Below are 25304 nucleotides of genomic sequence, written 5' to 3' on the forward strand. Positions count from 1 at the left end.
TGTCGGTTCGAGACGGCATTTTTTGCCACGCCATCCCCTCGACCGGACCCTTCACATGAGCGAAACCCCTTCAATTCCTGCCACAAACAATCCCGCACCGCTGCTCAACAAAAGCCGTCTGGTGGATCAAACCAGCGGCGGGCCAAACCTGCATGACGCCGCCGCGCAACTCTTGCGCAAAGCGTTGAAAAAACGCTTTCCAGAACAAAACATCGACCCTGACAAGGCTCTGCTGGCGACCCCGGTCTGGCGCCAACAAGGCGAGAGTCTTGTCACCCAAACAAACCGCTTCGAATCACTGACCCAAGCGCTGGCGCGTCTGGCATTCACGCAAACGGTAGCGAACTACATCGAAGGCGAGCATTTCCTCACCCTGTCGCGCCATGTCAGCGAGCCTGTTCATTTGCCCGTCAGCATGGACGCCATCACCATTCTGTTGAACGAGCACGCGCCGTCGCTGTTCGTGGCCTTCGAGCAAAGTCAGCTGGATTACTGGAACACCACCGACGATCAACTGCCGCGCTGGCGGATACTGTCCGACACCCTGAAAGACGCGCTCAACGTCCAGTCGGTCAATGGCTGGGACGCCAATCAATGCACCCTCGGGCGCCTTGTTTCGCAATACCCCGATAACGCACTGCGTCAGACCGCAGGCAGCGGGCTGACGAATGTCCGCGCTTGCATGCTGGACCTCGATCTCGCTTTTGAACTGCAAGAGGGCAGTAGGACCGAGCATCTGATGTTGCCGGGGGCACTGGTGTTGAGGGCCACACAGGGCGAGCGCGAACTGATCGTGATGTACAGCATCTCCGACGGCTACGAAGCATTCACCACCCTGGAACAATTGGGCGTCACGCTTCCCGGGCGCATCGACTTTGATTTGCGCGGGCACAGTCTCAAGTGGCGACTCTATGAGCCCGAAGGCAATATTTTCGATGCGATGGTCTGGGCATTGGTGACCTGTCAGATCGACTCCATCGATACGCTCGACCCTGCCAGTCGCTCTCCCGCGAAACGAATTGCCTCTCGCCAGAACGACAGCGATGCGGTCAGTTCGAAAGATCAAATCCGCATTGAACAGTTGGAAAACGCAGTTCCCGAATGGCTGCTGATGGGTTCAATTGATGACATTCAAGCTTACAGCCGCTACCTGACCGAGCTGGGCACTCTCAGAGGCGAAGCTGACAGTGAGGCTTTCAATATCGGAAACATCCCTCCCATTCATGCCTATGCCCAACAAAAAATGTGCGATGCCATCGTCGCTGCCACCCCCGGCAAAGGCAGCGCGTTACTGCCACTGAGCGATATCCGAATCACCGTGACCCACAGCTTTGAAGTCGGCGGTTTTACCCTGCCCGACCCGCGCAACCGCAGTATTGAAACCCTGAGTGAGTTCGCCCTGCACAACACCCAGCCCTACATCGCGACGGTGGCCTATGCCGATGGCACAGCAGCGCCGGAGTGGATGACGGTCAAGTTCCTGCTGCGCATCGCCAACGAGGTGAATATTGGTGAAACCTATCCGCAGTTGATCAAACGCACGCTGCTCGACGACCCGACACAGGCCCGGCACCACAAGACACGATACCGGCATCAGCTGCCGTTGCTCCTGCCGTTGCTGGCGTTGGAGTACCAACTCAAACGTCAGGGTGACATCGACAAGCACGGTTACCGACAGGTCTGCCAACTGATGGCGTCGATCAAAAGCAACTCGCCACCCGCCCAGTGGCCGGTGCAGATTCGCCCGCTGGCGTTCGTGCCGCGCTTTCGCCTCAGTGGCACACCGGACACCGTTACGAACATGTACATCATCGGCCCGCCCGCTGGCCAGACCGGACCATGCCTGCTTTACCGGCCGCTGCTGGACCAGCCGCTGCTGCAGTTTCCTTCCGAGCAAAACATGCTGTACGCGTTTTACCAACCAGGGGAATTGCGCGACTCGGTACTGGCCTGGCTACCTACGAAGGCACTGAGTTTTGACTACGCCCAATATGTATTTTCCACGGGCCTACCGTCGCCCTGGACCATCACTGAGTTGGCGTTCGAACCGTTTATCCACCTTGACCTGACGGCTGCTGTCGGCTTGGCGAACACGCCTCTGAGTGGCGACATTCTCGGCACCCTGTTTGCCGCTAACTGTCAGGCCATGGTTGAACTCGCCGACCGCCAATCCACTTCAAATGCCGAACGTCGCTGGGCATTGCTGGCCGACAGCGGCTGGGCACTATTCAGTGTGGCTGCCAATTTCCTCAGTGGCGCGGCGGGTACCGCGGTCTGGGTCTGGCAAAGCATCAATCAGATTCAGCAAGCCCTGGATGCCCATGAGCGCGGCGACACGATTGTGGAATGGTCTTCGATCGGCGACGTGCTGCTGGCCCTTGGCATTCTGCTCACCCAAAGGGTCGCGACTCGTCGTATTCAGCTCTCCGGACCTCAGACTGAAAACGCCTCGTTGAAACAACAACCCACGGAAAAATTCTCGATCATTCAACCCTCGCCCTCCAAGCCTCCAACGGTCAAGTACGACTCGACGCTGTTGAGCGCTGAACTGCCCAAAACTCACCTCACCACCCTGGCTCCCGATACGCTGAATCGCGTTAATGCCGGGGCGCAGTTTTTGCGGCAAATCAATCGATTCCAGGTGCCCAAACCGGATCTGCCTGCCGGTGCGAAAGCCAATGCTGATCACCTCCATGAACTCGCCGGGAAATTCTACGCACAGGTCGGCGAGCGATGGTTTCAAGTCAGTGCCAATGCCGATGAGCCGGTGTTCATCATCGACCCCAACGATTCGCATCAGGCCGGTTTTGCCGTGAAGTTCGACGCCATCGAAAGCCGATGGCACTGGGACCTGAAACTGAGATTGCGCGGGGGTGGACCAACGGGTCGGATTGAAGCCCTGCGACGCGAAAAAACCAGGAAAAAGGACGAAGCGTGGAACGCGCTGCATCTGTTCATCGAACAGGAAGCCACTCGCAAGGCCAGCCTGGACGAGACCTTGCAGCCCTCTGAGACCAACGATCTTTTCGCCACCCTGTCCGAGGAAGCCATTGCTATATACATAGCAAAGTCCGATGAGCTTTCCAGCGGATATGGCCAAGCGTTGGCAGACCTCGAAAAGTGGCGCGAGGCTGGGGGCTCAGGCGTGTTTTATCAGTCTCAGTTGATGCGTTTCACCGTCGAGCAACATCGATACCTTAACGGCTGGCTACGGATGAAATTGCGTGAGTACGCGAAAATTGTCCTCCCCCAGCTCAGCCAGTCGGAACCTGCGCAAACGAGGTCCCGCGCCGTGCAAATCGAGGCGGCACAAAAGGCCATTGCAGTAAGCGATGAGTTGATTGATCGCCTGGGTCGCCTGCAGGCCTCACTGGACAGGTTGATGGACCATACCGGTGCCACCCGCAAGGTCGCCGGCGAGCTTAAAAGACTGCTGCCTTCATTTTCCCACTACGACCTTGAAGCCAACGAAATCGGCATGTCCACCGAGCTCAGCCTGCGCGAGGTAGCGGGCAGCGACATGAGTCAGGTGCGTCCGCTTGTCGTCGATATTTTCGAAAACGCAGCTGACGCGGGCCACACCCTGGCTGAGCGGCGCAACGCTAGCAGTCAGGCATTGAATGTCGATCAGCTCACGGCGCTGATCGACCGCCTGGCAGATGCCGAACGGCGCCTGCAAGAGCTTTCGATCAGCTGGCCAGATCATCTGGAACCGGTCCGTTTCAATCGCGTTCAACAATTGGTCGCAGGCCTTCATCAACTGGCCCGCAGCCGTCTGCTCAAGTTACTTCCGGAGCCTGAGGACGAACCCGTCGCGGCGATAGCCAAAACCGAACCGGCGCCCTCCACCTCCAGAGCCATCGGTAAAGTGAGCAAATCCCGGCCACGGGTTGTTGAGGCGCAAAAGACACCGTCGACGGAAACAGCAGATACCGGCGAAGAAATCCCCATCATCAAGTCGGCAACCAGACGCCCGGATCAACCTGTTTTGCTGAACGATGAAGCGATCATGGCCAACGGACTTTCGTTGACTGCAGATGTCGACGCATTCATCAAACGTACCCGCACAGACGCCCAACGCCCGTGGCGTATTCCGGCCGACATGAAAGACCTGTTCGATCAACAAGCAACACGACTCGATCAAGCCGCTACTCACCTTGATGCGGTATTGGTTCGCAGAAGTGCCGACTTTCCTGTGGGAAGCCTGAGCGCCGAGCTACACGCGGGTGCCACTAAAATCCGCCGTGAAGGGGTCACCGTTTACGGTGCCATGCTTATGAAACGCAAACCCCGGGAAGCCTATCTGAAATGGTTGAACGACCACGACCAGGTCGAGATCGCCAAAGACGAGCGCGGGCGCATCGGAACCAAACAGCGCAAAGACTTTTTCCAGGAATACAAAATTTTCGACAAGGTACGCAAAAAAGCTTTGTGGGTCGCGCATTTTCATTACAACAACCTGAGCGATCCGGAGGATGGGTTTACCGTCGCTCATCTCAAACTGGCCGATGGATATTTGCAGGAGTTACCGGCCAAGACCCGCGCGGAACTGGACACCTTTGACGCGGTGGACAATGCACTGCGCCGCATCATTAATCCGCAGGTGCGGGATCTTTTTCTGAAACCGCAACCGAAAGCTCCGGCCGGGCCATAGGCCTCAATCGCACCAAACCGTGCGCAACCGGGCCAGGGCAGCTTCAATCGCAGGCTCTGGCACGGCGGCGAAACCCAGCACCAAGCCGGCTCGCTGATCCATTGGCGTCTGCGAGTCGGATAACCAATAGCTGCTCAACCCGTTGACCTCGACGCCGACGCTTTCGGCTTTTTCGATCAGCTCGCGCTCGCGGGTCACACTGTTCACAGGGACGGTCAGGTGCAAACCGGCCATGACATTGGGCAGGTTGCCGACGCCCTCGATAGGGGTCGGCCAATGGTTCAACAGACAGTTGCGTCGACTCAATGCAGCGCGACGCATACGCCGGATATGGCGTTGAAAATGCCCGGCCGCCATGAACTCCGCCATCACCGCTTGTGTACTGACTTCCGAATGCCGAACGTCCACTGCACGCCGTTGTGCAAAGGCCTCGACCAGCCCCGGTGGCAAGACCAGGTAACCCAATCGCAATGCGGGAAATGCGACCTTGCCGAAGGTCCCGACATACAACACCCGTCCATGGCGATCGAGTGCTGCCAAAGGCGCCAGCGGTGCGCCGCTGTAACGGTACTCGCCATCGTAATCGTCCTCGACGATCCAGCCCTGGGTGCGCTCGGCCCAACTGAGCAATTCGAGGCGCCGGGCCAGGCTCATGACGACGCCCGTGGGGTATTGATGCGATGGCGTGACATAGGCCAGTCGACAGTCGCCAAGCGCGGCAAGTTGCGCGCAATCGATGCCGTCACTGTCCACCGCCACGCCCTGCAATTTGGCCCCGGCCACGGCGAACGCGTGCCCCGCGGCGCGGTAGCCCGGATTTTCAATCGCCACCCCGTCGCCCGGCTCCACCAACAGCTGTGCACAAAGGCTAATCCCCTGCTGTGCGCCACTGGTGATCACAATTTGCTCAGCCGTGCATTGCATGCCCCGTGAACTACGCAAATACGCTGCAATCAGTCCACGCAAGCGCGCATCGCCTGCGGGGTCGCCATAACACAATTGCTGTAAATCCGGTTTGCGCCAGAAAGCCGCATTCAGCTTGGCCCAAACCTCAAAGGGGAACAGATCAAACGCTGGAACACCAACCCGAAACGCTCGCGGCGGACCACTCGGCGGCATGGCCAAATGGTTCTTTTCAACGCGTCCCAACGCCCCGCTGTGGATAACTTTGCTGGATGAAACCACAGGTAAATCAAGCCAATTTGTGGATAAGGCTGTGGGTAACCCTGTTGAAAACCCTGTGGATACTTTTGTGGATAGTTTTTTTACTGGCAGTGCACTTTGCGGCAATTGCGCAACGTACGTCCCGTCGCCCACTCGCCCTTCGATGAAGCCCTCGGCGTAGAGCTGATCGTAGGCACGCACCACGCTATTGCGAGAAATCGCCAACGCCGCCGCCAGGTCGCGACTGGCGGGCAGACGTGTACCACTGGCCAGCCGACCGTCGAGCACTCGCACGCGCAACGCTTGATAGAGCTGACGGCTCAAGCCCTGGCGACGATCCAGTTCGATTCCCGCAGGATTGAACGACAAGGACAGCGACGGTGAATCCGACATGACAATGGACCTATAAAATTGGTCGTTAATGGCTCTTACAACAGACCAATAGCCTGCCTAGGATGCAGGCATTCGCCAAGGAAAATCTCCATGTACCTGCCCAAAGCCTTTGCCATCGACGATCTACAGGAACTGCAGCAGCAGATACTCGGCACCCGCCTTGCCATGATCGTCACCCACGGCGAACAAGGCCTGCAAGCCAGCCACTTGCCATTGCTGTTGAACGCTGCCGAAGGTCCGAATGGCACCCTCTACGGCCACTTCGCCAAAGCCAATCCGCAATGGCAAGAATTGCAGAATGGTGCCGAAGCGCTGGTGATTTTCGCTGGTGCCGATGCGTACGTGAGCCCCGGGTTTTACCCGAGCAAAGCCGAACACGGCAAAGTCGTGCCGACCTGGAACTACGTCGCCGTGCACGCGTACGGAACCGCCGAGGTATTCACCGATGCCGAGCGCTTGCTCAAACTGGTCAGTGCGCTGACTGATCGTCACGAGGCCGCTCGGGCACAACCGTGGAAAGTCGCCGACGCCCCGGCTGATTACATCGACGGCATGCTCAAAGCCATCGTTGGTTTTGCCTTGCCGATCCAGCGCCTGGAAGGCAAGCGCAAGCTCAGCCAGAACCGCAACACCGTAGACATTGCCGGCGTGCGCCAAGGGCTGGCCGCCAGCCCCGACGCACACGATCAGGCCCTCGCCCAGTTGATGCCTAAGGAATGAACATGAGTCAGATCGAAATCCGCCAGGTCAGTGCCGACGACCACGCCGCCTGGTTGCCGCTGTGGCAAGCGTACCTGCGATTCTACAAAGCCGAATTGCCTGAGGCGGTCACCCAGAGCTCCTGGCAGCGCATGCTCGACCCGAACGAACCGACCCACGCCGCCCTCGCCTGGGCCGACGGCAAAGCGGTGGGCATGGTGCATTTCATCTACCACCGTTCGAACTGGGCCATTGAAAACTCCTGCTACCTGCAAGATTTGCTGGTGGCACCCGAAACACGCGGCACCGGTGTCGGCCGCAAGCTGATCGAATTCGTCTACACCACCGCCAAGGCCGATGGTTGCAACAAGGTGCATTGGCTAACCCACGAAACCAACGCCACCGCGATCCAGCTCTACGAGCGCATCGCTGAACGTCCCGGTTTCATCCAGTTTCGCAAAGCCATTTAAGGTTCAAGGAGAACAACATGTCGACTTCACTCGCGGACTGGAAAGGCGTCCCTGCGCCGACGGTTCAACTGATCGAAGGACGTTTCATCCGCCTGGAAAAACTCGACCCGGCACGTCACGGCGACGACTTGTTCAAAGCCCTGCAAGGCCCCGGTGCCGATCCGAAGCTCTGGGACTATTTGCCCTATGGCCCTTTCCCCGAGCGTAGCGCGTTCAATGACTGGCTGAACAACAACGCCGCCAGCAGTGATCCGTATTTCTTCGCGGTGATTGATCGCAAGGGCGGCGACGTGCAAGGCATCCTCAGCCTGATGTCGATCGTCCCGGCCCAGGGCCGCATCGAAATCGGCCACGTCACTTTTGGCGCGCCGATGCAGCGCTCGCCAAAAAGCACCGAAGCGGTGTATCTGCTGGCCAAGGAGTCGTTCGCCCTCGGTTACCGCCGTCTGGAGTGGAAGTGCAACAACGGCAACGCCCGCTCCAAATACGCGGCTGAACGTTTGGGCTTCAGTTTTGAAGGCGTGTTCCGCCAGCACATGGTGGTCAAGGGCCAAAACCGCGACACCGCGTGGTACTCGATTCTGGACTCGGAATGGCCGGCGATTGGTGCGGGGTTTGAACGCTGGTTGAGCGATGAGAACCAGACGGGGTCGGATCAGGTGAAGTCGTTGGTGGAGTGTCGGGGGTAACGATTTCACAGCAAAAAGATCGCAGCCTGCGGCAGCTCCTACATTATGGGTACGCGTACACCTGCAGGAGATGCCAAAGGCTGCGATCTTTTGATTTTTAACGCACACCGTCCCAATCCAGCGGCAACTTAGCGCTGACAGCCTTGGCAAAGGGCGTCGAAATGTCCTCGAAGTTATTAACCAGATAGGTGTGCTCATACCCGTAGCTGCATCGACTTTCGAAACCTTTTTCGGGGTTGTCGAAACTGAGAACCATAGCGTCGTGCCAGTTCCCGGACGTGAAAATCTGTATTGTCCGAGCAATGCCGACGAACGTCATTGTTTGGGCGCTTGCAGCTCTCTTCTCGATTTTTTGTAGGTAAAGGCGTCTGCCCGGAAGGATAAAAAACCGTCGATCCCAAGTGGCACACCATTTACTACAAAATAATCTGACACCCCTCGCACATGCACCGGAACCGGCTGACATCGGCACCTGCAGCCCCCATTTTACTGTTTGGCCTCCTGTCAAAAGAGGCCAGACCCGATGCCCACACAACATAAGTTCCGCCCAAAACACCTTGCGCTGGCGGTCGCGCTTTCCGTCGGTTGCGTAGAAACCTCCGTAGCGCAGCAACTGGTAATTGAAAGCGTCACCGATGAAAAAATCACTAAACCTCGCAAAAAAACCCCCAAACCCGCAGCCCCTATCGATGACCTTTTCGCACTCAAGGAATTCATCGGCCCTCTTAAACATACGACTCCAACCAACACTCGGCCGAGAGAAGAACAAACAACTCAGTTGCCACTTACACAGCGCACCAGCGCCCCAGTTGAGTTCGATGACACCTTCTACGATCTCCTTGATTTCCCCGAACCCTCCACGATTGAAATGGCAATTGTTCCGGCAGAGGAAAACCCTTTCGACAACTTCCAGAATGCCTATACCACTCAACACACGATTATTTCAAAACCACTCGAAAACACCGATGGTATCGCTTTGCAATTGGGCGAGGCTGACGACCTGTTGGTGATCAACAAGGGGGCACAATGGGATGGGCGGATTGACGGGGGCTCCGGGAAAAACGGTTTACTGCTGAACGCTTTTGAAGGAGGTGAGATTGGCGAAACAAAAAACTTTGAAGGCCTGCGTATAGCCCGAGGCCAGTGGGCACTGCACCATGATTTCGATGGCCACGCCGAGATCAAGGCCGGAGGCAGCCTTTTGAACAACGGCTCAATAAAAGGAGATGCCTATGTCGATGCAAATGCTGTCTACGCCGGCTATGGCAGCGTCAACGACTTGTATGTAGATGGCTCGCTGGAGGTCAATACGGCTCTTGGTTCCCCTATCATCAACGGCAACTTGACACTCGACAAAGAGGCAGCTTTTTCCTATGGCGTGACCGCTGACAAGCTCCCTACGCCTGTATTGGTCGAAGGCATTGCCACACTAGCCGGTGCCAAATTTCATGTATTTGGCGTAACAGGCGATTACCCCGACAGTACTGTGCATCCGGTTTTGTTTGCCGGAAAAATTGAAGGGGAATTCGGACAGCCCAGCAGCAACCTCGCCTTCATGACGCCGACGTTATCGTATAGCAATACCACGGTGACGCTGACTTACGAGCGCAACGCATTGAAGATAGCCGAGCTAGCTAGAACTCCCAGCGGCCAAGCCCTGGCCCGGAGTGTAGACGCATCAGAAACTGCGAGCGAAAGCCTCGCCATCCGTTCGCTTTTGTATAGCAACAAGTCAACCGCCCCCGTCGCCATTGAACAACTGGCGGCTAGCAATAATGCCAATCTCGCAAAAGCCACATTGAGCAGTGTCAGCCCGGTGAGCACCAGCATGCTCTCAGCCATGCGACAACTGGATAATCGCCGTGGCCCGCTCACCGAATCAAGTCAGGCGCCACGTCTGGCCATTGGCAACCAACAAACTGGTCGGGTATGGCTACAGGCCTTGGGAAACGGAGGGAAAGTCGACCGTGGTTTCAACACCTCCCTTAATTTCGCTACCCACGGAATATTGTTGGGCGCCGACTGGCGACATGATGACCACTGGCAAGCGGGGGTAACAGGCGGAAAATCACAAACCCGACTCGATGCGGGGCAATACGATGGGGATCTCGACAGCTGGCACTTCGGTGCTTATGCGGTGCGTCAGGAAGGGCCTTTCGCCCTGCGTCTTGGCGCGGTTTACAGCAGTCATGACGGCAGCAGCAAACGCCAGGTGGCCTTCAACCGGTTCAGCGACCGCCCGAAAAGCCGTTACGACGCCAGCACCCAGCAAGCCTTCGCCGAGGCGGGTTACAACCTGGGGCGCGGCAACATCAGCTTCGAACCTTTCGCCAGCCTGGGTTATCAACGCTATCAGCGCGATACCTTCACGGAAAAGGGTGGCGCGGCGGCACTGAAAGTCCATGGGCAAACCAATGAAAATATCAGCAGTACATTCGGACTGCGTCTGGCGCAAATCCATGCGCTGGATAACGGTATGCAACTGACACCGCGTTTCAGCGCCGGCTGGAAATACACCTACGGTGAACTCGACAGCTACACGCGCCAACGCTTGGTAACCGGGGGCCGCGACTACACCGTTTCTGGTGCGCCGCTGGACCGCGAAAGCCTGATGCTCGATGCAGGGCTGGATCTTCGGGTGTCGGCAAATAACAGTCTGGGGGTCGGCTTCACCGGCGAAGCTGGCGATGACGGACGCAGCTATGGCGTGATGGGGCAATGGCAGCTGGCGTTCTGACCGACCTAACACAAATCCCTATAGGAGCTGCCGAGTGAAACGAGGCTGCGATCTTTTGATCTTGCTTTTAAAAACAGAATCAAAAGATCGCAGCCTCGTTTCACTCGGCAGCTCCTACATGGGGCAGTGTGTATCAGCAAAAAAAAGGGGAGCACATGCCCCCCCGAGGTTTAAAGCGTTGTATCGAGGCTGTGAATTCAGCCTTCGATCTCGATCAGGATTTCGCCCGGATTGACACGGTCGCCCTTGGCCACGTGAATGGCGGTGACTTTGCCGGCGATGGCAGCCTGGACTTCGGTTTCCATCTTCATCGCTTCGGTGATCAGAACGGCCTGGCCAGCCTTGACGGTGTCGCCTTCCTTGACCAGCACATCAACGATGTTGCCCGGCATGGTAGTGCTGACGTGGCCCGGCGCAGTGGCTTGTTTGCGCTTGCTGCTGCCGCCGCTGACGAATTCGTTGAGCGGTTCGAACACCACTTCTTCCGGCATGCCGTCGATGGACAGGTAGAAGTGACGCTTGCCTTCAGCCTTCACACCGACACCGGTGATGTCGACGCGATAGGTTTCGCCGTGAACGTCGATAACGAACTCGGTCGGTACGCCTTCGCCACCGGCCGAAGCAACGCCACCGGCTTCAGGAATCGGCAACAGCACTTCTGGTGTGAGGGTGCCCGCAGCGCGCTCTTCGAGGAACTTGCGGCCGATGTCCGGGAACATGGCGAAGGTCAGCACGTCTTCTTCAGACTTGGCCAGTGCACCGATGTCGGCCCGCAGCTTGGTCATTTCCGGCTTGAGCAGGTCGGCTGGGCGAACGTCGATCACCTCTTCGCTGCCGATGGCCTGGCGACGCAATTGTTCATTCACTTTGCCCGGCGCCTTGCCGTAGCCACCTTGCAGGTAGAGCTTCACTTCGTTGGTGATGGTCTTGTAACGCTCACCGGCCAACACGTTGAAGAACGCCTGGGTACCGACGATCTGCGAAGTCGGGGTCACCAGCGGCGGGAAGCCGAGGTCTTCACGAACACGCGGGATTTCCGCCAGCACTTCGCTCATGCGATTCAGCGCGCCCTGCTCTTTCAACTGATTGGCCAGGTTGGAAATCATCCCGCCCGGAACCTGGTTGACCTGAACGCGGGTATCGACCGCCGTGAATTCGCTTTCAAACTGGTGGTACTTCTTACGCACGGCATAGAAGTACAGACCGATTTCTTGCAGCAGTTCGAGGTTCAGACCGGTGTCGAACTCGGTGCCCTTGAGCGCCGCCACCATCGATTCGGTGCCTGGATGGCTGGTGCCCGAAGCGAAGCTGGAGATCGCGGTATCGATGTGGTCGGCGCCGTTTTCAATAGCCTTGAGCTGGCACATGGTCGCCAGACCAGCCGTGTCATGCGAGTGGATGAACACCGGCAGCGACTGCTCGGCTTTCAATGCGCGAACCAGTTCACCAGTGGCGTACGGGGTCAGCAGGCCAGCCATGTCCTTGATCGCCACCGAGTCGCAACCCATGGCTTCCATTTGCCTGGCTTGCGCCACGAACGCATCGATGGTGTGCACCGGGCTGGTGGTGTAGGCGATGGTGCCCTGGGCGTGTTTGCCGGCTGCTTTTACCGCTTCGATGGCCACGCGCAGGTTACGTACGTCGTTCATCGCGTCGAAGATGCGGAACACGTCGATGCCGTTGACCGCTGCCTTGGCGACGAAGGCCCTGACCACGTCGTCGCTGTAATGGCGGTAGCCCAGCAGGTTCTGGCCGCGCAGAAGCATTTGCAGGCGCGTGTTAGGCAACGCGGCGCGCAGTTGGCGCAGGCGCTCCCACGGATCTTCTTTCAAGAAGCGCACGCAGGCGTCGAAGGTCGCGCCGCCCCAGCATTCCAGCGACCAGTAGCCGACTTTGTCGAGCTTGTCGCAGATGGGCAGCATGTCTTCGGTGCGCATGCGGGTCGCCAGCAGCGATTGGTGGGCGTCGCGCAGGATTGTGTCGGTAACGTGGATTTGCTTGCTCATTGTTCTATTCCTCACAGGCCTGCGTGGGCGGCGATGGCGGCGGCGATGGCCAGGGCCAGCTCTTCGGGTTTGCGCTTGATCGAGTAGTTGGTCAGTTCAGGGTGGCTTTCAACGAAGCTGGTATTGAACTGGCCGCTACGGAATTCCGGGTTGCGCAGGATTTCCTGGTAGTACGCGGCAGTGGTCTTGACCCCTTGCAGACGCATGTCGTCCAAGGCGCGCAAGCCACGGTCCATCGCCTCTTCCCAAGTCAGCGCCCACACCACCAATTTCAGGCACATGGAATCGTAGAACGGCGGAATGGTGTAACCGGTGTAGATCGCCGTGTCGGTACGCACGCCGGGACCGCCGGGTGCGTAGTAACGGGTGATCTTGCCAAAGCTGGGCAGGAAGTTGTTTTTCGGGTCTTCGGCGTTGATCCGGAATTGCAGCGCGAAACCGCGGTGCTGAATGTCTTCCTGTTTCACCGAAAGCGGCAGGCCGGACGCGATGCGGATCTGCTCACGCACGATGTCGATGCCGGTGATTTCTTCGGTGATGGTGTGTTCCACCTGCACCCGGGTGTTCATTTCCATGAAGTACACTTCGCCCTCGGCGAGCAGGAACTCCACGGTGCCGGCGTTCTCGTAGCCCACAGCCTTGGCCGCACGCACCGACAGGTCGCCGATGTAGGCGCGCTGTTCCGGGGTCAGTTGCGGACTCGGGGCGATTTCGATCAGCTTCTGGTTGCGGCGCTGGATCGAACAGTCACGCTCGAACAGGTGCACCACGTTGCCAAAGCTGTCGCCGAGGATCTGCGCTTCGATGTGCTTGGGGTTGACGATGCATTTTTCCAGGAACACTTCCGCGGAACCGAAAGCCTTGGTGGCTTCGGAAATGACTCGAGGGAATGCTTGTTCAAGTTCTTCTCGACTGTCGCAGCGACGGATACCCCGGCCGCCGCCACCGGAGGTAGCCTTTAGCATCACTGGATAACCGATGCGGTCGCCTTCAACCAAGGCTTCCGCGATGTCCGCGACGTTGCCTTCGGTACCCGGTGTAACGGGCACGCCCGCCTTGATCATGCTGCGGCGGGCTTCAGTTTTGTCGCCCATGCGGCGAATCACTTCAGCCGATGGGCCGATGAACTTGATGCCGCGTTCGGCACAGATGTCCGCCAGTTCGGCGTTTTCCGATAGAAAACCGTAGCCGGGATGCAATGCATCACAACCGGTTTCCACCGCCAGATTCACCAGTTTACGCGCGTTCAGGTAACCGGCCAGCGGCTCGGCACCAATGCTATGGGCCTCGTCCGCACGCTTCACATGCAAGGCATGACGGTCGGCGTCGGAATAGATCGCGACCGAGCGAATGCCCATCTCGGCGCAGGCGCGCACGATTCGTACGGCAATCTCACCACGGTTGGCGATCAGGATCTTTTTTATCACTTGGAGGTTCCCTTGAGCCGGTGGTACCCACGACCTGCTAGACCAGGTCGACGCGTGACCAAATGTTTCAATTCGGTCGCAGGTCCACACTAGCTTCCACAAGGGATTAACAAAAATGAATAATTATTGGGTCATGCATAAGTAAAGACTTATAGTTGAGGCATCAGCCTGCGGCGAGAGTAACCAGAAAATGCGTAAGTCCTTGATGCGTATGACATTGCGTCAATTACAGATCTTCAACGAGGTCTGTGATTTGAGGTCTTACAGCCGCGCAGCTGACGAAATGTCCCTCACACAACCGGCCGTCAGCCTACAGATTCGTCAACTCGAGGAGCTGATTGGTCAACCTTTGTTCGATTACGTCGGCAAAAAACTCTACATGACCGAAGCAGCTGAAGCACTGCAACGCGCCAGCCGGGACATTTTCGGACGCTTGGAAAACCTCGACATGCAGTTGTCGGACATGCAGGGCTCGCTGCAAGGTCAGTTGAAGTTGGCGGTGGAGTCTAGCGCCAAGTATTTCGTGCCACATCTGTTTGCCGCATTTAAACGTCAGCACCCGGAAGTGAACCTGCAACTGACGGTGGTCAATCGTGGACAAGTGATTCGACGCCTGTCGGACAACCGTGACGACCTGGTGATCATGTCGATGGTGCCGCAGGACATGGGGCTGGAATTTTTGCCGTTCCTCAACAACCCGATTGTCGCGGTGGCGCCGCCCGATCATCCGCTATGCCATATGGGCCCGCTGCGCTTGCAGGATCTTGAACCCTACACGCTGTTGATGCGCGAATCGGGCTCCGGGACGCGGATGGCGTGCGAAGAGTATTTCAAAGAGAAGCGCGTGCACTTCAACCAGACCCAGGAAGTCTCGTCCGCCGAAGCCCAGCGTGAATGTGTGTTGGCGGGTCTGGGCGTCGCGCTGTTGACGCGCCACGCCCTGAACCTTGAACTGGCGACCGGCGGACTGATCGAGTTGCCGATCGAAGAGCTGCCGCTGTACCGCAGTTGGTGCCTGGTGCAGGCCAAGGCTAAACGCCTGTCACCGGTGGCTCACGCATTCCTTGCGTTCATTCGCAGCGAGCGGGTGCAGATCAGCGCGCTGGTTGAGCGCTTCGACGGGAAGTTGTCGGCGCCGCCTGCCAGTAGTTGAGCTCCAGATCTTCGGGGAAGTCACCAATCTCGGCGAGCAACTGACGGCGTTCACAGCGATCTTCGATAGCGCGGCGAAACTCCATGCGGCGCTGGTCTTCCTGCTGACGACGGGTTTTGACGGCGCTGTTGCGTTCTTCGTAGGGCTGGGCCATTTCGAGTCTCCCAAGGCGAGTACGGGAGCTTCAAGATAGGCGCGGGGGATGACGGTTTGGCGGCTCGATAGTTACAGGAATGTGAAAGTTATTGAAGATCAAAAGATCGCAGCCTTCGGCAGCTCCTACATGAACCCTGCAGGATCTGCCGAAGGCTGCGATCTTTTGATTTTAGTCGTCCAGCGCTTTCACCGACTTGGGCGACAACCGCAAGCTGCGAAGGCTGCGCTTGACGCTCTTGAGGTGGTTGACCAGGCTCGGGCCACGCGCCATTGCCACACCCATCGCCAGCACATCGATCACCACCAGGTGAGCGATACGCGAGGTCAGCGGCGTATAGATTTCAGTGTCTTCGTGTACATCAATCGCCAGGTTGACGGTCGACAACTCGGCCAATGGTGTCTGGCTCGGGCACAACGTAATCAACGACGCGCCGCTTTCACGCACCAGGTTGGCGGTGATCAGCAGGTCCTTCGAACGCCCGGACTGGGAAATGCAGATCGCTACATCGGTCGGTTTCAGGGTGACCGCCGACATCGCTTGCATGTGCGGGTCGGAATACGCCGCCGCGGTGAGCAGCAAACGGAAGAACTTGTGCTGCGCATCAGCCGCTACTGCGCCCGAGGCACCGAAGCCATAAAACTCGACACGCTGAGCCTGGGACATTAGCGTCACCGCCCGTTGCAACTCCAACGGATCGAGCTTCTCGCGAACCTCCATCAGCGTGTGCAGGGTGGTGTCGAAGATTTTCAGGCTGTAATCGGCGACCGAATCGTCTTCATGGATCGCGAACTGTCCAAAACTCGCGCCCGCCGCGAGGCTTTGGGCAAGCTTCAGCTTCAGGTCCTGAAACCCGGAACAACCGATGGCACGGCAAAAACGCACGATGGTCGGTTCACTGATGCCCACGTTGTGGGCCAGGTCGGCCATGGAACTGTGCATCACGGCCGCAGGATCAAGCAGCACGTGGTCGGCGACCTTGAGCTCCGACTTGCGTAACAGGTGGCGAGACTGGGCGATGTGTTGCAGCAGATTCAAAGGGCTGGACTCTTTGTTATTGGCAGGTGCCGGGGATGTAGCACGCTTGTAGTTATACTACATGAATCGGCTTTTTGCCTGCTCAATGCGTCACCTGATTTGCGTAACGCCTCGTGTTTTGACCCCTTGCGATTTAGGTAGTAGCCGCACCGCTCCACATGTGGACAAGCATCCCAGATCAGAGAGCGTGAAGAGGCAGGTCTCTATATTGATGCGTTTTCGGGTTAAAATTACATACCTTCAAGATCGTGAGAATGTGGCCATCGCGCAAGGTCATATTAAAGTGCTATCGAACCAAACATTAAATCTACATTAAAACAAAACTGAATATAAATCACGATATTTCAAACTCTAGTATTTCTACACAAAAAATTTTATAGATCATATCCCGAACAAATATATATTTAATCACGGAAGATTGAATGATAAATAAGAACAGCTTCATATTATTGGTTTTAATATTGCTGCTATTGACACACGGTAGCTCAATGGCTGAAAGATATAATTGGAAGGCCTGGAGCCTTCGCGATGAACCAACTCAACATAACTCACCTGACAGAGCTTGTCAGGACTACTATAATACACTAATCAAGGATGATGAAATTCCAGTTACGGGATACCACCCGGTCACTCCCCATGAATTCTATTATTGGAAATGGTTGTGCAAAATAGATTATATTCCGATTGAAATAGCCGAGGAGGATGGAGGTCCAGATCCTGGTGCGCTCATAAGTGGTATACATCTATTTGGAGATGCCTGCGGGCCCGCAGAGTTTTTTAACAAGCAGACCGGAATGTGTGAAGCCGAAAGGCTTGATGAGGTTTGCTCATCAAGTTTCGTGGGCAATCCGATAAATTTCATTACAGGTCAGAAGATACAGAGAGAAAGGGATTTCCCAGCATTAAATATACCGAATAAAGCATTCGGCATCGAATTTTCGAGAACTTACAATAGCAAAAATGGCGCATGGATACACAATTATGCGACGCGCATGATTTTTAACAATGACACCATAGCTATTATTAACGTAGATGGTAAAACATCGATTTTTAATAAATCGGAGAACACTTATAAATCTGAAAACCAAAGGATCGAATCCTTAACAAAAAAACTTGCAAATTGGATTTACCGCTCACCAGTGAATCATTACTACATCTTTAATGAGCAAGGAGAACTAACCGAAATCCAAAAATTTGGTGTAGTACAAAAAATAACCCATATTAACGATGCAATCACCGTCAGCGATAGCTACGGCACAAAAATTAGCTTTCGAGAGGACACAAAAAATCAACCTCTGAGCTTCACATTTCAAAACCTACAAATTAACTATGACTACGACGAAGTTCAACAACTAATATCAGTAACTAAAACCTATCCCGATAAATTTTATAAAAAAACCTATTCTTACAATGATTTACAGGACAGAAAACTACTGACATCTATGACCGATGAGCGCGGAATAATCTACGCATCATGGAGTTATGATCCTCAAGGTCGCGCAATTTCCAGCGAACATGCAAACGGCGTGGAGAAAACGCATATCAGCTACAATGTTGACGGTTCTACCACTGTCACGAATGCACTTGGCAAAAAGACAACTTACACATTTGACTTTATCCAAGGCAATAAGCGCATTTTATCTATTTATGGAGAACCCTCTCCTAACTGCCTCAGTAGCAATTCGACTTTTAGTTACGATAAAAATGGCTTGCGCTCTTCGAAAAAGGACAATGAAGGCAATATTACGACTTACATATACAATAGCCGTGGCCAAGAAATTTCCCGCACTGAAGCAAGCGAAACATCGTACGCCAGGACTATTACTACTGAATGGCATCCAACCTTACCCCTCCCTGTTCGTATCAAAGAGCCAAATCGACTAATTCAATATACTTATGACGCGCAAGGAAGACAACTTAGTCAAACTATAATTTCCCCTGAATCAGAAGGATCTGATGATGAACGTACTGGTATCTAAAACTTGGCCGTTAGCGCTTGCGGTATATAACTCCATTATTTTTTCAACTTCTTTGGAAGCATCTGAGCGGGGCTGGTCCTATACCTATAATGCCAAAGGCCTGATGTTATCCTCGGACGGACCTAGGACTGATGTAAATGACATCACCCATTACAAATATGACACTAAAGGGAATATGACACGTGTGACCAACGCACTGGGACACGTAACAAAGCTCTCAAAATTTGACTATTTTGGCAATCCTCAGATTATTATCGACCCAAATGGAATTGCTACAAAACCAAGGTATTCCTCAGAAGGTTTGGTCAGCTCAATAAATACTTCTGCTGGCGCAACTCGATTCGAATATAACGCTGTAGGTGACATTACCAAGATAGTTCGGGGCGACGATAGTTGGCTTAGTTATGTCTGGGACGATGCGAGAAGGCTCATTCTCATTACTAACAATCGTGGAGAAAAAATAGAGTTTGATATCGACGCAATGGGCAACCGTACGGCGATACGATTCAGAGACAGTGATGGCACTCTTACCAAACAAAGTCGAAATGTTTATGACGAACTCGGTCGTTTAATAGACTTGGTTGGAGCCGCAGGCCAAAGAAGCCACACAAAATATGATTTGAATAATAATCCAGTAAGTTTTACCAATCCCCTTAATCATAGCCAAACTGGAACCTATGATTCATTCGATAGATTGGTTGAAAATACTGACGCACTGAACGGTGCTACCAAATTTGAATATGATGCTCAACATAACCTCACGCAAATTATTGACCCGCGCGGAAGTACCACTCGGTATCAGTATGACGGGATAGGCAATTTGATAATGTTGGAAAGCCCTGATAGCGGCACCAATACCTATAATTACGACGCCGCTGGAAATATGACAAAGCGGACGGACGCGCGGGGTATTGTCACGTCCTTTACCTATGACGCCCTCAATCGTTTGACCGCTCGATATTATCCGGCAAACCCGGAACTAAATACGCGGCTCCGCTACGACTCGACTATTGGAGGCAACAACGGTATCGGCCGTCTGACGTCTGTAGAGGATATCAACGGTGAACTGAGTTACACCTATGACGCTCACGGGAATCTTACGGCGCAACTGCAGACTCCACCGTCGAAATCAGCAAAACAGCGGGAACGATTGGGCTATGGATACGATGATGCCAATCGGCTTAATCGAATCGACTATCCGACGGGTTTCAGCATCGTCTACTTGCGAGACGCAGCCGGACAGGTCGAACAAGTGCAAATGCTCAATGACACAGAGAAATCGATCACTTTATTAAGCGAAATTGCATTTATGCCTTTCGGTCCACTCAAAAGCTTAACGTGGAATAATGGAACCACACTTAAGCGTACCTACGATCTGGATTACAGGCTGACGTCGCAAACTGTCGCCGAGAGGAGTAACACCTACACCTATGACCCTATCGGGAATATCAATAAAATTAAAAGCAACCCTATTGGGGAGCTAAACTACAGCTATGACGCGCTTGATCGACTGACAGGAGAGAAAAATGCCATTTACCAGCAAACCTTTACTTATGACGCAGTAGGTAACCGTAAAAGAAAAACTATCACCGCGCTTGCTAATGAAAAATCTCAAGACGATGTGACAACAACCTACAAGTATGGCGAAAAAGATAATCGTTTGATCGAAATAGATGGTCAACAGATGATCACGGACGCAGCGGGAAATTTGATCAAAGATAACGCCAATCGCGAATTTTCATACAACGAAGAAAATCGTTTAAGCAGCGTCAAAATAGACGGCATAGTGTTGGCTCAGTTCAGCTACAGCGCACATGGTCAACGCACTCAAAAGATCACTTCTCAAGGTTCTATTTCATTTATTTATGGACTTGATGGCGAACTTCTGGGAGAGACACAGTATGACAGCCAAGGTTTAAAGCTTAAGAGTCAGTTTTACATTTGGCTTGAAGGTATACCCTTGAGCGGAGTTAGCGTAGATTACGATGCAACAGAAGCGATCTCAAACACAAGCCTATTTTATCTCCACACTGATCACCTCAATACACCCCGCATTGCAACGGATGCGGTCCAAGAGCTTGTATGGGAGTGGATGCCCGACGTATTTGGTGTCGGGAATCCCACCGGTTCCTTGACGTTGAATCTACGTTTTCCTGGTCAGTACTACGATAATGAAACTGATCTGCACTACAATTATTTCAGGAATTACAATCCGAAAACGGGACGTTATGTTGAGAGTGACCCGATTGGTCTTAAGGGCGGTTTGAATTCGTATGGATATGCAAATGGCAACCCACTGAAGTACATTGATCCATTGGGTATGGAATCTATTTTCGGATGGTCTGCAAAAGCAGAAAAAGAAGCAATAGAAAGTAAATTGCCAGGGAGCCATAATGGACCTCAAGATGCGTACAGGCACTGCGTTGCATCGTGCATGATTGCATCATCCAATTGGGGTGAAACGACCAGTCGAGTCGCAGGATGGGCAAATGAGGTGTCCAATTTTGGTCAAAATCGTCATGAAAGGGCAATGGACGACTGGAACAACCAGGCAGGCATATGTGCAGCTAAAGGCAATAACTTTCCTGAAAACTGCCCAAAAAGCTGCATGACACTTCTTGAAAAAGGATCATTGATAACTGAGACCAGCTCTGAGGGTGCATACTATTAATATCAACATTAAAATATCAAAAATAACAACATTCGCATTGGTCATTACAATACTCATAATTATTACCGCTTTCATGGTCAGATACCACAGCCCGGTCGATATTGAAGATGTTTGCAAACAATCCTCGCCACCGTTAGTAAGTGATATAAATAGCTGCAGCGTTGTTGATGATGTGCGGATGATTCTGCAGGCAGGTGGTTATAACCCTGTTTTACTCGAAAACACAGAGGCACGTAGCGGATTACTGAGGGGGGAATTTCATCAACAAATATTCCAAGTAATAAATTTTCGATTGGACGGTGATCCGAATCAAGGAATCGCTCATTTTAGCTTTATCAATGGGAGGTTATCCTCCATTTCGTACTTCCCAAAGACGCCAGACGCTATATTCAAAAGATATCCAGAGACAAATTCGAAATTGATAAGCGTGAGACATCTAACAAACTTTCAAGGGCGACAGTATATATCCTGGTCAAATGAACAGCTTGAATCCTATATAAGATGGTGGATATCAAGATTTTCATAGACGGCTCAACGGAATATATTGCGTTACAAGGTCATCTAATTTTTTTACCTTAAACTTATGAAAGTTGTGTATATTTCTTGTGCAGGGATGCAATCAACCTTAATTACAGGAGTTAATACTATGTCTATGAATACCAAACACTGGACCGCACAAATTGACCGCATGCCAGGCAACGCTTCATTCCGTGCCTATGGCACGGTAACCGTTGCGCACGCTGGTATTACACCGAAACTGGAAAGGACCTTGCTGCAAGACAAGTCCTTCGACCTGCGTCTGGAGCTCAAACTGGAAACTTCCAGTGAAGTTGCACTGCAAGTCGAAACCGAAAAGTTTGTTGAATATAAATTACCGGGCGATTCCAACGTCACCGGCGTCAGCATTTTTTATCAAGGCAAATTACTGCACCATATTGATGAAGTGCTGATTACCCACTAATTAAACCCAAACCGCTTCCGGCTTCTCAGGCGTCCCGCGATCCCTAAACGAGAACAGGACGCCTCCTTGTCAGCTGGCAGCCTGCGTTTGCAGCAAGCCGGCCAGGGCTTCGGCCTCGACCGGACGACTGACCAGATAACCCTGCACCTCATCACAGCGTTCGGCCTTGAGGAATTCGAGCTGTTCGCTGCGTTCTACCCCTTCCGCCACTACCTTCAACGAAAGGCCATGCGCCATGGCGATGATTGCCCGGGTAATCGCCGCGTCTTCAGTGCCCTCCCCCAAGCCCCGAATGAACGACTGATCGATCTTCACGTAATCCACCGGAATTCGTTTGAGGTAGCTCAGGGATGAATAGCCGGTGCCGAAATCATCGATCGCCAGCTTCACCCCCAGATCACGCAACTGTTGGAAGGTCGCGATGATGTGCTCGACACTGTCCAGCAACTGGCTTTCGGTGAGTTCCAGTTCCAGGTAATGCGGTGCCAATCCGGTTTCTTCCAGCACCTGGCGCACCAGGCTGACCAGTTTGCCCTGGCGTAACTGATGCACCGACAAGTTGACCGACACCCGAATCGGTTCAAGCCCCTGACGCTGCCACTCACAGGCTTGCCAGCAGGCCTGACGGAGCACGAACTCGCCGATCGGACCGATCAGCCCGGTTTCCTCGGCCAGGCCGATGAAGTCTCCCGGCGGCACACGCCCCATGGTTGGGTGATCCCAGCGCACAAGCGCCTCGGCGGCATTCAGCTTGCCCGTGGCCAGACACAGTTTCGGTTGGTAGAACACCTTCAGCTGCTTCTCATCAATGGCTTTGCGCAGCTGGTTTTCCAATTGCAGACGCTCCAACGTGCTGGCTTGCAGGCTATCGGTGTAGAACTGAAAATTGTTCCCGCCCAGATGCTTGGCATGTTGCATGGCCATGTTCGACTGGCTGACCAGCGCGGAAATTTCCCGGGCATTGTCCGGCAGCAGGCTGATGCCCATGGACGCACTGACCACCAGTTCATGACCCTCGACGGTGACCGGCACGCGCAACTTGGTCGACAAGCGTGTCGCTACCCGCGCCAGGCTCGACAGGTTGCCGTAGGAATTGAACAGTACGGCGAATTCATCGCCGGACAAGCGCGCAATGGTGTCCGCCTCAGGCAACGCGTTGACCAGCCGCCGGGCCATTTTCTGCAACAACTGATCGGCGACTTCATGGCCCAGGCTGTCATTGAGCTGCTTAAAGCGGTCCAAATTAATGTGCAGTAGCGCCAGGCTGCGGTAGCCGCCCTGGCGTACACGCTGATGCGCTTCGCTTAACCGTTCACGGAACATCGAGCGATTGGCCAGCCCGGTGAGCTCGTCGTAATGGGTCAGGTAGCGCATGCGCTCTTCAGATTCACGCCGGGCCGAGAGATCGGAGAAGAAGCCGACAATATGGCTTACATTTCCCCGCACATCGCGCACAGCGTTCAGTTGCAGCCATTGCGGGTACATCTCACCGTTCTTGCGGGTTTCCACCAGTTCACCTTGCCAGCTGCCGAACTGTTCCAATGCCTGGTGAATCGCCCCGTAGTGTCGGCGCGCATCGCGGCTGCAAGGCAACTCAACAACGTTACGCCCGAGCATGTCGCCAATCTCATAGCCCGTCACGCGGCTAAAAGCCTGATTGGCGGCGATCAAGGCGTAGTTGGGGTCGAAAATCACAATGCCTTCGCTGGCGGCCTCGAACACCGTCGCCGCCAGTTGTTGCTGTTCTTCCAGGACCTTGCTGGCGCTGATGTCGCGGCGGGTGCCGACCATGCGAATCACCCGGCCGTTTTCGGCGCGCTCCACCGCGCGACCACGGTCTTCGATCCAGACCCAATGGCCATCGCCGTGCCGTACGCGGTATTCAATCTGGTAATCCTCGCTGCGGCCCTTCAAATGCTCGACCAGTGCCCGCCTCAGCGCAGGAAGGTCATCGGGATGCAGGCGTGGCTTAAGATGGCGCAGCATCGCCGTGACGTATTCCGGCTCCAGGCCGAACAACTCCTGAATTTGCGTGTGATGGACTTCGTCGGTTTGCAGATTCCAGTCCCACAACCCCAGCTCACTGGCTTTCAACGCCAGCGCCAGACGTGCCTCACTCTTGCTCAGTGCCTGATTGGCCGCGTCCAGTTCCAGGCTGCGTTGGGCGACGCGACTTTCCAGATCGACCTGAATTTCACGCAACTCATCTTCGGCGCGACGGCGCTGCTCAATCTCTTTGGCGAGTTTCTGATTGAGTTGGTCGCTGCAGTTTTGCGCCTGCTGCAAATGCTCGATCAATGCCTGGTTCTGAAAGCGTCGCAACATGCCGCGATCAATCAGTCGATTGACCTGCCAGGCAACCACGCTCAACGCACCCAGCAGAATCAGGCCAAACCAGCCCCAGCCGTGCTCTTGCTCGTCACCACCCCAGAACAGATAGGCAATCGCCGGTAACAGACAGGGCAAGGTGAACGACAGGAACGCAGGGAGGCTGACCGCGTAGGCCACGCTGGCCGAGAGCGCCGCGGCGCCAATCAGGCCAAAAACCCAGGCTTGCTGGATGAAATTGTCGGCGGGAACCAACGCAATGCCAGCACCCGCCAGGGTCAGGCCGGTGAGCCCGGAGCCCAGCAAAAACATGCGCCCCCATATCGGATGGGCTTGACGGTTGGGAATCGCCGAATCGAAGGCAGCGACCTGAATGACCCGCAAGGCTACCAGCGACAACAACCACACCAGCCACACGCTGACCAGGAAGTAGCGTTGCGGACTCCACAGCAACCCGGCGCAGACCAGACCGTTGATCAACATGAACAGCGTGGGCAGCAAGGAGCCCTGATACAGCAGACGCGTGCGTTCAACCACCATTTCCATGGCGTATTGTTTACGGATAACCCGGGGCTCCACAGTAGGGCCCGACAGGTCAATGCTGAAGGTCATAGGCAATATTCTTGTTCTTATAATGACGGACATGGGGCCCGAAACGTGCACGGAGCATACACAAGCCAATGCCCGGACCAAACTGCTACAGGTCAAAAAACGGTCAAAATTACGACCATCCGGCGGGAGAGCAAAAGCCACTGGACGAGACCGGGCAATGCCTGTAGCC

General features: G+C 54.6%; 16 protein-coding genes. 9 read left to right on the forward strand and 7 right to left on the reverse strand.

What is annotated here, in order from left to right; all coding sequences use genetic code 11:
* Nucleotides 1–55: 55 nt before the first annotated feature.
* Entirely contained in the window at nucleotides 56–4654 is a 4599-nt protein-coding gene (locus KUF73_RS20690) for a dermonecrotic toxin domain-containing protein (RefSeq protein WP_218439891.1), read from the forward strand.
* Between the two features lie 3 nt (nucleotides 4655–4657).
* Here the strand turns inward: KUF73_RS20690 and KUF73_RS20695 are convergent, their stop codons facing one another.
* Nucleotides 4658–6211, reverse strand: coding sequence for a PLP-dependent aminotransferase family protein (locus tag KUF73_RS20695; protein ID WP_218439892.1), 1554 nt, complete (start codon nucleotides 6209–6211; stop codon nucleotides 4658–4660).
* A 90-nt stretch (nucleotides 6212–6301) separates the two neighbouring features.
* Between KUF73_RS20695 and KUF73_RS20700 the strand changes: the two genes are divergently transcribed.
* The 3 genes from KUF73_RS20700 to KUF73_RS20710 are packed head-to-tail and all read left to right on the forward strand — an operon-like array spanning nucleotide 6302 to nucleotide 8069.
* Nucleotides 6302–6931 carry an FMN-binding negative transcriptional regulator gene (locus tag KUF73_RS20700; protein ID WP_218439893.1) on the forward strand — a complete coding sequence of 210 codons (630 nt, stop codon included), beginning with the start codon at nucleotides 6302–6304 and terminating at the stop codon, nucleotides 6929–6931.
* A 2-nt stretch (nucleotides 6932–6933) separates the two neighbouring features.
* On the forward strand, nucleotides 6934–7380 hold the full coding sequence (locus KUF73_RS20705) for a GNAT family N-acetyltransferase (protein ID WP_218439894.1): 447 nt from the start codon (nucleotides 6934–6936) through the stop codon (nucleotides 7378–7380).
* 17 nt (nucleotides 7381–7397) lie between these two features.
* Nucleotides 7398–8069: a GNAT family N-acetyltransferase gene (locus KUF73_RS20710; protein ID WP_218439895.1), complete on the forward strand. Its 672-nt coding sequence runs from the start codon at nucleotides 7398–7400 to the stop codon at nucleotides 8067–8069.
* A 97-nt stretch (nucleotides 8070–8166) separates the two neighbouring features.
* Here the strand turns inward: KUF73_RS20710 and KUF73_RS20715 are convergent, their stop codons facing one another.
* Entirely contained in the window at nucleotides 8167–8325 is a 159-nt protein-coding gene (locus tag KUF73_RS20715) for a hypothetical protein (protein ID WP_256345666.1), read from the reverse strand.
* Between the two features lie 267 nt (nucleotides 8326–8592).
* On the opposite strand from KUF73_RS20715, the gene KUF73_RS20720 reads away from it, so the two are divergent.
* Nucleotides 8593–10806 (forward strand): autotransporter domain-containing protein, encoded by a 2214-nt coding sequence (locus KUF73_RS20720; protein WP_218439896.1) that lies wholly within the window; start codon nucleotides 8593–8595, stop codon nucleotides 10804–10806.
* Between the two features lie 197 nt (nucleotides 10807–11003).
* Here KUF73_RS20720 and oadA read toward each other — a convergent pair whose 3' ends face one another.
* Together oadA and KUF73_RS20730 are read right to left on the reverse strand one after the other, a co-directional pair.
* Entirely contained in the window at nucleotides 11004–12812 is a 1809-nt protein-coding gene (gene oadA / locus KUF73_RS20725; protein ID WP_218439897.1) for a sodium-extruding oxaloacetate decarboxylase subunit alpha, read from the reverse strand.
* Nucleotides 12813–12823: 11 nt separating this feature from the next.
* On the reverse strand, nucleotides 12824–14239 hold the full coding sequence (locus KUF73_RS20730) for an acetyl-CoA carboxylase biotin carboxylase subunit (protein WP_046030798.1): 1416 nt from the start codon (nucleotides 14237–14239) through the stop codon (nucleotides 12824–12826).
* A gap of 190 nt (nucleotides 14240–14429) precedes the next feature.
* Here KUF73_RS20730 and KUF73_RS20735 point away from each other — a divergent pair, with 190 nt between their 5' ends.
* Nucleotides 14430–15392: a LysR family transcriptional regulator gene (locus KUF73_RS20735; protein WP_218439898.1), complete on the forward strand. Its 963-nt coding sequence runs from the start codon at nucleotides 14430–14432 to the stop codon at nucleotides 15390–15392.
* Here the strand turns inward: KUF73_RS20735 and KUF73_RS20740 are convergent.
* Together KUF73_RS20740 and hexR are read right to left on the reverse strand one after the other, a co-directional pair.
* Complete coding sequence (locus KUF73_RS20740; RefSeq protein ID WP_218439899.1) at nucleotides 15334–15546, reverse strand: PA3496 family putative envelope integrity protein; 213 nt, start codon at nucleotides 15544–15546, stop codon at nucleotides 15334–15336. The two genes, KUF73_RS20735 and KUF73_RS20740, sit on opposite strands and share 59 nt — an antisense overlap.
* Nucleotides 15547–15717: 171 nt before the next feature.
* Nucleotides 15718–16584 carry a transcriptional regulator HexR gene (gene hexR / locus KUF73_RS20745; RefSeq protein WP_218439900.1) on the reverse strand — a complete coding sequence of 289 codons (867 nt, stop codon included), beginning with the start codon at nucleotides 16582–16584 and terminating at the stop codon, nucleotides 15718–15720.
* 422 nt (nucleotides 16585–17006) lie between these two features.
* Here hexR and KUF73_RS20750 point away from each other — a divergent pair, with 422 nt between their 5' ends.
* The 3 genes from KUF73_RS20750 to KUF73_RS20760 all read left to right on the forward strand — a co-directional run bounded on the left by KUF73_RS20750 (nucleotide 17007) and on the right by KUF73_RS20760 (nucleotide 22195).
* Nucleotides 17007–18563 (forward strand): DUF6531 domain-containing protein, encoded by a 1557-nt coding sequence (locus KUF73_RS20750; protein ID WP_218439901.1) that lies wholly within the window; start codon nucleotides 17007–17009, stop codon nucleotides 18561–18563.
* On the forward strand, nucleotides 18544–21234 hold the full coding sequence (locus KUF73_RS20755) for an RHS repeat-associated core domain-containing protein (RefSeq protein WP_218439902.1): 2691 nt from the start codon (nucleotides 18544–18546) through the stop codon (nucleotides 21232–21234). Before KUF73_RS20750 ends, KUF73_RS20755 begins: the two co-directional genes overlap by 20 nt.
* A gap of 646 nt (nucleotides 21235–21880) precedes the next feature.
* A complete protein-coding gene (locus tag KUF73_RS20760) occupies nucleotides 21881–22195 on the forward strand; it encodes a hypothetical protein (RefSeq protein ID WP_218439903.1) in 315 nt (104 codons plus the stop codon).
* A 69-nt stretch (nucleotides 22196–22264) separates the two neighbouring features.
* On the opposite strand, the gene KUF73_RS20765 is transcribed toward KUF73_RS20760, so the two are convergent.
* Complete coding sequence (locus KUF73_RS20765) at nucleotides 22265–25135, reverse strand: EAL domain-containing protein (RefSeq protein ID WP_218439904.1); 2871 nt, start codon at nucleotides 25133–25135, stop codon at nucleotides 22265–22267.
* Nucleotides 25136–25304 lie beyond the last annotated feature (169 nt).

The sequence above is a fragment of the Pseudomonas sp. PD9R genome (assembly GCF_019200975.1).
Classification (GTDB): domain Bacteria; phylum Pseudomonadota; class Gammaproteobacteria; order Pseudomonadales; family Pseudomonadaceae; genus Aquipseudomonas.